12 protein-coding genes are annotated in these 11,756 nt (G+C 71.5%); 3 read left to right on the top strand and 9 right to left on the bottom strand.

The features are described from left to right. Positions 1-30 precede the first annotated feature (30 nt). Both ACFYNL_RS00370 and ACFYNL_RS00365 read right to left on the bottom strand, forming a co-directional pair. Complete coding sequence (locus ACFYNL_RS00370) at positions 31-603, bottom strand: helix-turn-helix domain-containing protein (protein WP_388794079.1); 573 nt, start codon at positions 601-603, stop codon at positions 31-33. A gap of 158 nt (positions 604-761) precedes the next feature. After that, positions 762-1,559, bottom strand: coding sequence for an acyltransferase (locus ACFYNL_RS00365; protein ID WP_388794076.1), 798 nt, complete (start codon positions 1,557-1,559; stop codon positions 762-764). A 110-nt stretch (positions 1,560-1,669) separates the two neighbouring features. Between ACFYNL_RS00365 and ACFYNL_RS00360 the strand changes: the two genes are divergently transcribed. Further along, complete coding sequence (locus ACFYNL_RS00360) at positions 1,670-2,200, top strand: gamma carbonic anhydrase family protein (protein ID WP_388794073.1); 531 nt, start codon at positions 1,670-1,672, stop codon at positions 2,198-2,200. A gap of 126 nt (positions 2,201-2,326) precedes the next feature. Here ACFYNL_RS00360 and ACFYNL_RS00355 read toward each other — a convergent pair whose 3' ends face one another. From ACFYNL_RS00355 to ACFYNL_RS00330, 6 genes are all read right to left on the bottom strand, one after another. Then, a complete protein-coding gene (locus ACFYNL_RS00355) occupies positions 2,327-2,971 on the bottom strand; it encodes a DedA family protein (protein WP_388794070.1) in 645 nt (214 codons plus the stop codon). A gap of 74 nt (positions 2,972-3,045) precedes the next feature. Beyond that, positions 3,046-4,995, bottom strand: coding sequence for an RICIN domain-containing protein (locus ACFYNL_RS00350; protein ID WP_388794067.1), 1,950 nt, complete (start codon positions 4,993-4,995; stop codon positions 3,046-3,048). Between the two features lie 372 nt (positions 4,996-5,367). Then, entirely contained in the window at positions 5,368-5,805 is a 438-nt protein-coding gene (locus tag ACFYNL_RS00345; protein ID WP_388797178.1) for a DUF4442 domain-containing protein, read from the bottom strand. Positions 5,806-5,923: 118 nt separating this feature from the next. After that, the gene (locus ACFYNL_RS00340) at positions 5,924-6,769 is read right to left on the bottom strand and encodes a spermidine synthase (RefSeq protein WP_388794064.1); all 846 of its coding nucleotides are present in this window, start codon (positions 6,767-6,769) and stop codon (positions 5,924-5,926) included. Positions 6,770-6,865: 96 nt separating this feature from the next. Further along, positions 6,866-8,035, bottom strand: a complete 1,170-nt coding sequence (tuf, locus tag ACFYNL_RS00335; RefSeq protein ID WP_388794061.1) for an elongation factor Tu — start codon at positions 8,033-8,035, stop codon at positions 6,866-6,868. 260 nt (positions 8,036-8,295) lie between these two features. After that, on the bottom strand, positions 8,296-9,018 hold the full coding sequence (locus tag ACFYNL_RS00330; RefSeq protein WP_388794059.1) for a DNA alkylation repair protein: 723 nt from the start codon (positions 9,016-9,018) through the stop codon (positions 8,296-8,298). 49 nt (positions 9,019-9,067) lie between these two features. Here ACFYNL_RS00330 and ACFYNL_RS00325 point away from each other — a divergent pair, with 49 nt between their 5' ends. Further along, positions 9,068-9,847: a TVP38/TMEM64 family protein gene (locus ACFYNL_RS00325; protein WP_388794056.1), complete on the top strand. Its 780-nt coding sequence runs from the start codon at positions 9,068-9,070 to the stop codon at positions 9,845-9,847. A 52-nt stretch (positions 9,848-9,899) separates the two neighbouring features. Here ACFYNL_RS00325 and ACFYNL_RS00320 read toward each other — a convergent pair whose 3' ends face one another. After that, entirely contained in the window at positions 9,900-11,069 is a 1,170-nt protein-coding gene (locus ACFYNL_RS00320; RefSeq protein ID WP_388794053.1) for a thiolase family protein, read from the bottom strand. A gap of 188 nt (positions 11,070-11,257) precedes the next feature. Here ACFYNL_RS00320 and ACFYNL_RS00315 point away from each other — a divergent pair, with 188 nt between their 5' ends. Further along, complete coding sequence (locus ACFYNL_RS00315; protein WP_388794050.1) at positions 11,258-11,728, top strand: winged helix-turn-helix transcriptional regulator; 471 nt, start codon at positions 11,258-11,260, stop codon at positions 11,726-11,728. Positions 11,729-11,756 lie beyond the last annotated feature (28 nt).

The raw sequence follows: 11,756 nt of genomic DNA, 5'->3' as shown, positions 1-11,756 counted from the left end.
CAGCACGGACCGGGCCGCGGACCGGCCGTCTCAGTGCACGAGCGGGACCGACACGGTCAAGGTCATCTCCATCGGGACGTCGCCCTGATTGGCGTAGCTGTGCGGCGCGTTGGCCTCGAAGGTGACGCTGGAACCGGCCGGGACGCGGTACGGCACGCCCTCGACGGTCAAGGTCAGTTCACCGGCCGTGACGTGCGCGATCTCGACCGTGCCGCCGGGGTGGGGGTCGGATCCGCTGCCCTCGCCCGGCATCAGCTTCCAGTCCCACATCTCCAGCGGGCCGGGCGCCTCGGTGCCCGCCAGGAGCCTGCTGTAGCTGCCCGCCTCGGTGTGCCACAGCCTGACCACCTGCTCGGGCGGGACGACGCGCACCTTCGGGCCCTGCTCGTAGTCGAGGAGGGTCGTGATGCTGACCCCGAGCGCGTCACCGATCTTGACCACGGTACCGAGGCTCGGGTTCGTTCGGGCCTGCTCGATCTGGATGAGCATGCCGCGACTGACCCCGGCACGGGCGGCCAGCGTGTCCAGGGTGAAGCCGCGCTCGGCACGCCAGCGCTTGACGTTCCGCGCCAGGGACTGGGTCAGCAGGTCGAGGTCCGACACATTCCATCCACAAGGTGAGGCCAATGTTCTGGAGCGCAGAGTTCAACTCACTGCACTACGGTGAGGTGCACCCGATCGTGCATGGAACTGTACTGCGAGGCGTCCCGGGACAGCACTCTCCGCCCTGGCCCACCGTCAGAGCTCGGCGGCCGGCCCGGTCAGGACTCGGCGGCCGGGCGGGCCAGACGGGCGGCCACGCCCGCGTCCGGCTCGGCCGGTTTCGCCGCCGTCTCCTCGTCCAGGCCGGCCAGGGCCTGGAGCTGCTCGGGAGTGACCCCGTCGGGGATCGGCACCGGGGCCGGCGTCCGCAGCGGCGGCTGCCAGCCGTCGTCGGGCGTCCAGCGCCGTACGACCCGCGCGGGCGCCCCCGCCACCACGGCATGGTCGGGCACCGCACCCCGGACCACCGCGCCGGCCGCGACCACGACGTTCCGCCCGATCCGCGCGCCCGGCAGGATCACCGCCCCGGTGCCGATCCAGCATCCCGGGCCGATCTCGACGGGCTCCATCCGCGGCCACTGCTTGCCGATGGGCTCGTGCGGATCGTCGTACGAGTGGTTGGTGGACGTGACGTAGACGTACGGGCCGAAGTAGCAGTCGCTGCCGATGGTGACCGTCGTGTCGGCGATGACATGGCTGCCGCGACCCAGCACGACACCGTCCCCTATCCGCAGGATCGGTTCCGGGCCGAGGTCGAGGTCGGGCATGAGACCGGCCGTGAGCGTCACCTGCTCGCCGACGATGCAGTGGGAGCCGAGGTGGATCCAGGGCTCTCCGAAGACCGTGCCGAGCGGGAAGGCGAGGCGGGTCGCTTCGCCGAGCGAGCCGAACCGGAAGCGGCCGGGTCGCTCGGCGGTCACCGAACCCGTGCGCTGCACCCAGGCCCAGCCCGCGTGGACGGCGCGCTGCGCCACTCGGCGTCGCCAGGATGAGAACGTGTTCTTGCGCTTCGGCACGGGCTCACCGTACTGACCCTCAGGCGCCGTCATGAGGTGCTGGGCCTGTGATCTTCGCCCTACCGGGTGGCGGTAGCGTTCCTGTGTACCGCGGACGACGGGAGACGGTGATGACGCACCAGGCGCTGATCAAGGGCATCGGCGGCAGAGAGCCGAAGATCGACGGGGAGGCGTTCGTGGCGCCCACGTCCTCGGTGATCGGGGACGTGACTCTGGAGGCGGGCGCCAGCGTCTGGTACGGCGCGGTGGTGCGCGGTGACGTCGAGCGGATCTCGGTCGGGGCCCGGTCCAACATCCAGGACAACTGCACGTTGCACGCCGACCCCGGGTTCCCCGTGAGCATCGGGGAACGGGTGTCGGTCGGTCACAACGCCGTCGTGCACGGGGCGACCGTCGGGGACGACTGCCTCATCGGGATGGGGGCGACCGTGTTGAACGGCGCGGTGATCGGGGCGGGTTCCCTGGTGGCCGCCCAGGCGCTGGTGCCCCAGGGGATGCAGGTCCCACCCGGATCGCTCGTGGCGGGGGTGCCGGCGAAGGTCAAGCGTGAGCTGACGGAGGAGGAGCGTCAGGGCGTGACGCTCAACGGGACCATGTACGCGGAGTTGGCGAAGGCACACCGGGACGCGCACCGGGCCTGAAGACCGCGCGGGGTCCGCGGGGCCCGTGTCGCTGCCAGCCGAGCGGCTCGTCGCCGCCGCCGACGCGCTGACCGCGGCCGGGCATGGTCACGGTCCCGCGGCCCTCCGCACCCCTCCGGGCTCGCCTCAGTCCGCGGCGCCCACCGGCTCCGGTTCCGGCTGTACGGGCTGCGCCTTCTTGGCCTTGCGCTTGATGATCAGCATCGAGGTCACGCCGATCAGTACCGCCGCCACCAGGCCCAGCCACGAGAAGCGCTTCAGCCACGACTCGGCGACCACGCCGACGTAGTAGATGACGGCGGTCGTGCCGCCCGCCCAGAGGATGCCTCCGAAGACGTTGGCGATCAGGAACTTCCAGTACGGCATCCGCAGCACACCCGCGAGGGGGCCCGCGAAGATGCGCAGGAGGGCGACGAACCGGCCGAAGAAGACCGCCCACATGCCCCACTTCTGGAAGGACCGCTCGGCGGTGGCGATGTGGCCCTCACTGAAGTGCTTGGGGAATTTCGCGCCGAGCCACGCCAGCAGGGGGCGTCCGCCCCTGCGGCCGATGGCGTAGCCGATGGAGTCGCCGATGATCGCGCCGGCGGTTGCGCAGGCGCCGAGCACGAAGGGGTCGATGTCACCGTGCTGGGAGGCGAGCAGCGCCGAGGAGACCAGGATGATCTCGCCGGGCAGCGGAATGCCCAGGCTCTCCAGTCCGATGACCACGCCGACCAGCAGATAGATGGCGAGCGGGGGCACCGTTTCGAGCCATTCCTGGACGTGCAACGCCGCTTCCTCCCATGTCCTGAACCTGCGGGGTTCCCGGCGCACGCCCGGCTGTGAGCGCGCGCCGGGGCAGCCTACCCGTTCAGAGTGACGCTCTTTGCGTCCCGCGGGTTGCACCAGGACTCACGGGCCACGCTCGTGACGCCGTGCCCCGAAGACGTCGTCCGGGACGTATCGCTTCTCGTACCGCGGCTCCGGCTCTCCTTCGCGGATCGATCCGGCTCGTCCTGCGGTGACACGTCCCGGGCCGGCTCGGTGGCGACCGGGCGGGGCGCCACCCCCGTGGGCTCTGCGGCTGCGCCCTCCTTCTGCATGCCGCCCGGCTGCTCCGCCTCTTCCTTTTCCTTCTCGCCCTGCTCCTTCTCGCCTCCTTCCGGCTCCCCCTCCGCCTTCTCGCCTCCTTCCGGATCCCCCTCCGCCTTCTCGCCTCGCTCCGCCCGCTCCCGCTCCCGCCCCGCCCCCTCGTAGGCCTTCTTCTCGGGTTTCGTCCCGGCCCCGTCCGCGAGTGCGCCGTCGAGCAGCCAGCGCTGCCCCTCGGACCCGTCGCGTTCGGCGAGCACCAGGCGCTCGTCGTCGCCTTGCGCGACCGCCAGCCCCGCGGACCGACGCGGCATCAGCTCCCCGTGAACGGTGAGGTCGTAGCGGACCTCACCGGCGTGCACGAGGCAGTCGACCAGGGCGACCGCTCTCGTGGCAGGGTCCGAGCCGAGGCACAGGGCGGGGGCGGCGGCACTGCGCAGCAGGCCGTCCTGCTGGTACGACCACTGCTGGGACGCGGCGGACGAACACGTGGCCAGCTCGGCCCGGGTGCCGGTGCGGACCTCACCGTCGCGCAGGTCCAGGCACAGGCCGCGGTCGAGGTTGCGGAGCCTGCCCTGGGCGATCTCGACGGACCTCTCGGCCGAGGCGGCCGACGGCGACCGGCCGGACCAGGGCGGGGAGAGGGTGTCGGGACGGACGGTCCGGCCGCTGGGCGCGCCCCAGGTGGCCGTGGCGTCGGGAACGCCTGCCTCCTCGGACCAGCCCCGGGCCGTGAGCACGGTCACGAGCAGGACGAGGGAGGTCAGACCCACCCCCACGGCGACGGCCTTCGCCCGGCCGCGCGGCGGAGGGAGCGACGGACGGTGGCGGCCGCCGCGGCGCGGCCGGGTGGAGGCGTCCGGCCCGTGGCCGCCTCGCCCGGGCCGTGAGTCCAGATAGCGCCGGGTACCCCAGCCGAGCACCGTTTCGGCGATCAGCGCTTCCAGACCGCCCTCGAAATGGCTGAGCTGTTCGGCGGCGTGGCGGCAGTAGCGACACTCCCCCAGATGCTGTTGCACATCGGGCAACAAGGCACCGCCCCGGCGAATGGGGACATCGAGGAGACGGTTGTAGTAACGGCATTCACGGGTGGGAGCGAGTTCCCGGTGGGCGCGGACACAACCCGCCCGGAATTGCTCACGCACTTCGTCCAGAGCCGCTGAGGCGGTACCCGTGTCCACCCCGAGCAGACCAGCGGGTATGGTTATCGGCTCCGCTTCCACCTCCGTGTGCCACAGAAGGCATTGAGAGGCACCCGGAAGCGCCCGGAAAGCGCGTTCGGCGATCTGCCGCCTTTCGGGCGTCGCGGAACGCGCGGCGCGCAGCCCACGGCCGCCGGTCGGTTTGCCGAGTTCCGGCAGAAGGGCGGAAATGTCCGCGTCGGCGGCCCACTCCTTCACCAGATCGCGTACGGCGGCGAGGAGTTGGGGGCGCAGCGCGCCGCCGGACGGCCGGCCGAGCACCCGGTGGAACGCCGCCGCGGCCACCATGGCCGCGGAACTCTCCGCAGTCACCAGGCAGATGGCGGCGTACTCATGCGTCGCACGCCAGTGCCGGGCCATCAGCAGCGCGACGGCACGGCCGTGCGCGCCGGAGGTGCCCAGGCTTGCGAGGAGGTCCCGGTCGGACCCCCCGGGGCTCACTCCGGGCCGTGGCGGGTAAGGCGGTCGTGGGGGGTAGGGGGATTGCACTGAACCATTTCCTTCCCAGCCGCAGGACGGCATGGGGAATGCACGTCCATCGGAAAGCAGGTGCCTGATTGGTGCATACCTAGGCCGCGTCACCGGGGGACCGGCTATCGGGGCCGCTCACTTTCGCACAAGCAACGGACAGGAAACAAGAAGTTCGAGTGACTCACATTCAAAATGCGGGAAATCCAGAAAGAGTTACCGCCGGTATCCGCACCCGCATTCGAAATTAACAGGGCCGCCGGCTCAAGTTGTGTGAGAGTAAAGACCGGAGGCACACGGAATCTCCAATTCCGCTTCCCGGCGGTTCGGCCGCATCGGCCCGCGGGGGCGTACGCCCGCCCCACACACGCCACAGGGGCCCTGATTCAGGGCCCCTGTACACCATCGGTCCATCCGTCCGCTCGCTCAGCCGTTCGGCCGCAAAGTCCAGATCACCGTCATCTCGCCGGTCACGGCCCCGTCGCCGCGCCGGATCTCGATGGCCACGGGGAACTCGGGGCGCTCCCCCGCCTCCAGTTGCGCGACGACCTCGGCGGCGGGGCGGCCCAGCGTCGCGGTAGCGGTGACGGGGCCCATGGCGAGCTTCTTGTAGGCGATCTCGGCCCGCACGGCGAGCGGCACGGCACGGGAGAGCTGGTCGCCGAACGCGGCCAGCACGATCGCCCCGCTGGCGGACTCGCCCAGCGTGAACATCGCCCCGGCGTGCGGCCCGCCCACGTGGTTGTGGTACTCGCCCTGGTCCGGCAGGGCCACCACGGCCTTCTCCGGTGTGGTCTCCAGGAACTCCAGGTTCAGGGTCCGGGCCATGGGCACCGTGGCGGCGAGCATCTCGCCGATCGACATCTGGTCTGCGCTCATGCCGGTCATGTTACCCATGGGTAGGTTCCGTGGGACAGGTGATGTGACGAGCGTCGTACTCGGCGACGTACCCAAGAGCCGGCCCGGGCCGATCCGGCCCCGCTCAGCCGATGCCGAAAGCCCCGTCGGGAGGTTCGGGTGACGGTACGGCGTCCTCGTCGCGCACCGGTCGCGCGCCGCCGATGAAATCCGCCAGGGCCGGTCCGTGTTCGACGCGGGCCGGGAAGGCGTCGGACGCCGCGCGCCGGGCCAGGGCGGTGGTGTCGAGGGGCCGGTGCGCAGCGACGACGACCGCGTTGCCGAACCGCCGCCCGCGCAGCACGCCCGGCTCGGCGATCAGCGCCAGTTCCTCGAACAGTGTGGCCAGGGTGGCGAGCTGGGAGCGCAGGAAGGCGAAGGGCGCGGCATCGGCGAGATTGGCCAGATAGACACCGTCGGCGCGCAGCACCCGCTCGGCGTGCCGGGCGTACACCGTGGACGTCAGATGCGCCGGCACCCGTGACCCGCCGAAGACATCGGCGACGAGCACGTCGGCCGAGTCGTCCGGCGCCGCCTCCAGCCAGGCCCGCGCGTCCCCGGCATGCAGCCTGATGCCGTCCGCGTCCGGAACCGGCAGATGCTCGACGACCAGCTCCAGCAACCCACGGTCGGCCTCGACGACGTCCTGCCGTGAGCCGGGCCGGGTGACCGCCAGGTACCGGGGCAGGGTGAGCGCCCCGCCCCCGAGATGCAGCGCGTCCAGCGGCCGGCCGGCCTCCGCGACGGTGTCGAGGACGTGCCCGAGCCGGCGTGCGTACTCGAACTCCAGGTGCGCAGGGTCGTCGAGATCGACGTAGGACTGGGGTGCCCCGTCGACGGTGAGCAGCCACGCCCGCTTCCGGTCGACGTCGGGCATCAGCTTGGCGGTGCCGTGGTCGACGGCGCGGGTGACGGGTACCGACTCGTTCACCGTCTCATTGTGCCCGGCGCCGACCGGCCCGAAGGAGCGCGGGGACCACGCGACCAGCCACAACGGCCGCGCGGCCCCCACCAACCGGGACAGCCCTCACTCGACGGCTGTCACGGTCCCCGCACCGACGGTCCTGCCGCCCTCGCGGACGGCGAACCCGAGCCCCGGCTCCAGCGGGACGTCCCGCCCCAGCTCAACGGTCATCGTGACCGTCTCCCCGGGCCGCGCGACCCCCACCTCACCGAGGTCGATGTCCCCGACCACGTCCGCGGTACGGATGTAGAACTGCGGCCGGTACCCGGAGGTGACCGCCGTCGTACGCCCGCCCTCGCGCGCGGACAGTACGTACACCTGCGCGGAGAACCGACGCTTGGGCTTCACACTGTCCGGCGCGGCCACCACGTGCCCCCGCCGGACGGCGTCCCGCGGAACCCCGCGCAGCAGCAACGCCACGTTGTCCCCGGCCTGCGCCTCCTCCATCGGCTTGCCGAAGGTCTCCAGGCCGGTGACCACGGTCTCCAGCTCGGCCCCGAGCACATCGACCCGGTCACCCACGCGCACGGTGCCCCGCTCGACGGCCCCGGTCACCACGGTCCCCCGGCCCGTGATGGTCAGCACGTTCTCGACCGGCAACAGGAACGGGGCGTCCAGATACCGCTCCGGCATCGGAACGTACGTGTCCACCGCGTCGAGCAGCGCCTCGATCGACGCCGTCCACTTCGGGTCGCCCGCGAGGGCCTTCAGCCCCGAGACCCGTACGACGGGCGCGGCGTCGCCGCCGTAGCCGTGGGCGGTGAGCAGGTCGCGGACCTCCAGCTCGACGAGGTCGATGAGCTCCTCGTCACCCGCGTCGGCCTTGTTGAGGGCGACGACGATGTGGTCGACGCCCACCTGCCGGGCGAGCAGCACGTGTTCGGCCGTCTGCGGCATGATCCCGTCGAGCGCCGAGACGACGAGGATCGCCCCGTCCAGCTGCGCCGCGCCGGTGACCATGTTCTTCACGTAGTCGGCGTGGCCGGGCATGTCGACGTGCGCGTAGTGCCGGGTGTCGGTCTCGTACTCGACGTGCGCGATGTTGATGGTGATGCCGCGGGCGGCCTCCTCCGGCGCCCGGTCGATGCGGTCGAAGGGCACGAAGGTGCCGGACCCGCGCGCGGCGAGCACCTTGGTGATGGCGGCGGTCAACGTGGTCTTGCCGTGGTCGACATGACCCATCGTGCCGATGTTGAGATGCGGTTTGGTGCGCGTGTACGCCGTCTTGGGCATGGCTGGACCTCGAAGTCTCGTCAGCGTTGGTGGGACCCCCGGGTACTCGCCGACCCTCCCCCTGCGGGGTCCGCCGGACGATCCGGAGAGGGTCAGCTTCGGGCGCCGTCGACAGCGGTCTGGAAGACGGAGACGGCAGCCTTCGGAGCATCCGCGACCGCGGATGCTGCGAGGACGAAGGCGTACCGGAACATGACGTCGATCCTCGTCGAAGCCGTGCCCGAGGTCGAATGGTTTTTCGCTGATGGGGAGTTCGCGGCCTACGCCCCGATGTTCTTCAACGCCTCCCGCACCGACAGCGGCGCGAACCTTCCCCGTTCCCGGGCCAGGAAGTCCCGTACGGCGTCCGGGTCGGTCTTGGCGTACTCGCGCAGGCACCACCCGATGGCCTTGCGGATGAAGAAGTCCGCGTGCGCGGACTGGCGCAGGCAGTACGCGAAGAGCCGCCGGGCGTCGGTGCGTTCCTTGTAGCGCAGTTGGTGGAGCAGGGCCGTGCGGGCGACCCACAGGTCCTCGTCGGCGATCCAGGCGTCCATGTCCGCCGTGAGCTTCGGATCGGCCGCGACCAGCCCGCCGACGACGTGCGCGGCGAGCGCGTCGACGGTGTCCCACCAGGAGACGGTGGTGACGAGGTGCCGGGTCACCGGCAGCAGGCCGGAGGAGCAGCGCCCCACATGACGGCGCAAGTAGTCGACGGCGAAGTAGTGGTACTCGCGCTCGGGCAGCCGCCAGCAGCGCAGGGCGATGGCGGTGCAGTCGGCTTCGTCGGGGCGGGGTGTGCCCTCCAGGACGGTGCGGGACAGGGCGCGGCGGGCGGGCGTGGGGATGCCGAGGAAAGGAGCCACGTCCTTGACGTACGCCTGGGCGGCCGCCGCCCGAACGGGGTCCGCGGCGGCCGCGTAGGTGGCGGTGAGCCGCTCCAGGACGGTGTCGGCCAGAGCACTGCGCGGAACTTCCGGGGTTCCCGCATCCGTGACGCTCATGAGACGAACCATACGGCGATCACACATCTTTGTCGGTTAGTGTCACCGGATGCTCGATGCCACCACCCGCTCTGGGGGCACCGCAACGGCTCCTCCCCGGGCCGCCGCCACGGAACTCGCCGTCCCCGCGCCGCAGCCGACACCCGCACGCCCGGGCTTCGCCGCGCGGTGCTCCAGAGTGCTGCTCTCGCCGTGGTCGCGGTTGTCCCTGCTGGTCGCCCTGCTGGCGGCGGGCGCGTCGAGCGTGCTGGTCTTCCAGCCGCAGAAGCTGCTCACGAACGGCTGGCCGCCCCAGGTCGAGGGCACGGCCGCGGTGGTGCTGTTCGCCGTGGCGTACGGGCTGGTCACGGTGGCGTTCGTGCCGCGTCCCCTGCTGAACCTGGCGGCGGGCGCGCTGTTCGGCTCCCAGTGGGGTCTCGGCGCGGCTCTCGCGGGGACGGTGCTGGGTGCCGGGATCGCCTTCGGCCTGGGACGGCTCCTCGGCCAGGAGGCCCTGCGCCCGCTGTTGCGCGGACGGGTGCTGAAGGCGGCGGACGGCCAGTTCAGCCGGCACGGTTTCCGTTCGATGCTGGCGGTGCGACTGTTCCCGGGGGTGCCGTTCTGGGCCTCGAACTACGCCGCTTCCGTCTCCCGCATGGGCTACGTCCCGTTCCTGCTCGCGACGGGGCTCGGGTCGATCCCGAACACCGCCGCCTACGTCGTCGCGGGCGCCCGCGCCTCGACACCGACGTCCCCCGCCTTCCTGATCGCGCTGGCCGGTATCGCCGTACCGGCGTTGGCGGGCGTGGTGGTGGCCTGGCGCAAGCGCCACCACCTGCGGGACCGCTGAACGCTCCCGCCGCGACGGGGCACGCGGGCCGTCGCCCCGGCCGCGGCCTCGGTCACACCGTCTCCAGGACCATCGCGTTGGCGAGGCCGCCCGCCTCGCACATCGTCTGCAGGCCGTAGCGGGCGCCGCGCTCGCGCATCGCATGGACGAGGGTCGTCGTCAGCCGGGTGCCGCTGGCGCCCAGCGGATGGCCGAGGGCGATCGCGCCGCCGTGCACGTTGACCTTGGCCAGGTCGGCGCCGGTCTCCTGCTGCCAGGCGAGCACCACGCTGGAGAATGCCTCGTTCACCTCGAACAGGTCGATGTCGTCGAGCCCCAGCCCTGCCCTGCGCAGCACCTTGTCGGTCGCGGGGACGACACCGGTCAGCATCAGGAGCGGGTCGGATCCGGTGACGGCGAAGCTGTGGAGCCGGGCGAGGGGGCGCAGGCCCAGCCGGGCCGCCGTGTCGCCGTCCGTGATGAGCACGGCCGAGGCTCCGTCGTTGACGGGGCTGGCGTTTCCTGCGGTGACGTTCCACTCGATCTGGGGGAAGCGCTCGGCGAAGGCGGGGTCGTGGTAGGCGGGTTTGAGACCGGCCAGGACCTCGGTGGTGCTGCCGGGCCGTACGCACTCGTCGCGGGCGACACCGTCCAGCGGCGCGACCTCGGCGTCGAAGAGGCCCTTGTCCCAGGCCTCGGCGGCCTTGCGGTGCGAGGAGACGGCGAACGCGTCCATCTGCTCGCGCGTGATCGACCATTTGGCCGCGATCAGCTCGGCGCTGATGCCCTGCGGGACCAGGCCCTCCGGGTAGCGCCCGGCGACGCCGGGGCCGAAGGGGTCCGTGCCGGGCGGCACGTTCGACCACATCGGCACCCGGCTCATCGACTCGACGCCGCAGGCGACGACCATGTCGTACGCGCCCGAGATGACGCCCTGGGCGGCGAAGTGCACCGCCTGCTGGGAGGAGCCGCACTGGCGGTCCACCGTGGTCGCCGGGACGGATTCCGGGAAACCCGCTGACAGAGCGGCGTAGCGGGTGGTGTTCATGGCCTGTTCGCCGACCTGGTCGACGGTGCCGCCGATGACGTCGTCGATCAGCGCCGGGTCGACGCCCGAGCGGTCGACGAGGGTGCGCAGGGTGTGGGCGAGGAGCTCGACGGGATGGACGTGTGCGAGGGATCCGTTCGGCTTGCCCTTGCCCATCGGGGTGCGTACGGCTTCGACGATGACTGCGTCACGCATGGTGCCTGCCTCCTTGGCGGCCGGAGCGACGACCGGCACACGGGCCGGTGCGGCGACCGGGGTGAACTACCGGTGAGTAGGAAATCCGAACTCACCTTAACCTGATGAGTTGGAAAACCAAACCCATTGAGTTGGGAAATCGAACCCACCTGGGTTGGAAACTCGAACCCTCACCTAGACTGAGCGTCATGGCCGCCACCAAGAACCCGCGCCCCTGCTCCATCGCCGACGCCCTGGCCCTCGTCGGCGAGAAGTACTCCTTGCTCGTGCTGCGCGAGGTGTGTCTCGGCAACGGCCGCTTCGACCAGCTCGTCCGCAACATCGGCGCCCCGCGCGACATCCTGGCCACGCGACTGCGCCGCCTCGTCGACGCCGGCATCCTCACCAAGAGCACCTACAGCGAGCGCCCGCAGCGGTTCGAGTACCGGCCCACTCAGGCGGGGCTGGAGCTGGAGCCGGTCCTGATGACGCTCATGGAGTGGGGCGACCGCCATCTGCGCAAGGACGACGACCGCCCCATGGTGATCGAGCACAGCTGCGGCAACGAACTGGCCCCGGTCGTCACCTGCCGGGCCTGCGGCGACCCGGTGCGCCACGAGGACCTCAGGGCCCACCCCCAGGCTCCGGGCTGGACGGTGGCGGGGCCGTCCGCCGCTTGAGTCACGCCGTACGTACGGGCGCCCAGGG

Origin of the sequence: Streptomyces sp. NPDC007808, from assembly GCF_042868655.1 — a bacterium.
Taxonomy (GTDB): domain Bacteria; phylum Actinomycetota; class Actinomycetes; order Streptomycetales; family Streptomycetaceae; genus Streptomyces.
Note: the sequence above shows the minus strand (reverse complement) of the source record. Positions and strands in the feature narration are given on the sequence as shown.

Coding starts and splice junctions, on each gene's coding strand:
- ACFYNL_RS00360 (WP_388794073.1), top strand. CDS start 1,670: ATGACGCACCAGGCGCTGATCAAGGGCATCGGCGGCAGAGAGCCGAAG.
- ACFYNL_RS00350 (WP_388794067.1), bottom strand. CDS start 4,995: ATGCCGTCCTGCGGCTGGGAAGGAAATGGTTCAGTGCAATCCCCCTAC.
- ACFYNL_RS00345 (WP_388797178.1), bottom strand. CDS start 5,805: ATGTCGATCGGCGAGATGCTCGCCGCCACGGTGCCCATGGCCCGGACC.
- tuf (WP_388794061.1), bottom strand. CDS start 8,035: ATGCCCAAGACGGCGTACACGCGCACCAAACCGCATCTCAACATCGGC.
- ACFYNL_RS00330 (WP_388794059.1), bottom strand. CDS start 9,018: ATGAGCGTCACGGATGCGGGAACCCCGGAAGTTCCGCGCAGTGCTCTG.
- ACFYNL_RS00325 (WP_388794056.1), top strand. CDS start 9,068: ATGCTCGATGCCACCACCCGCTCTGGGGGCACCGCAACGGCTCCTCCC.
- ACFYNL_RS00320 (WP_388794053.1), bottom strand. CDS start 11,069: ATGCGTGACGCAGTCATCGTCGAAGCCGTACGCACCCCGATGGGCAAG.
- ACFYNL_RS00315 (WP_388794050.1), top strand. CDS start 11,258: ATGGCCGCCACCAAGAACCCGCGCCCCTGCTCCATCGCCGACGCCCTG.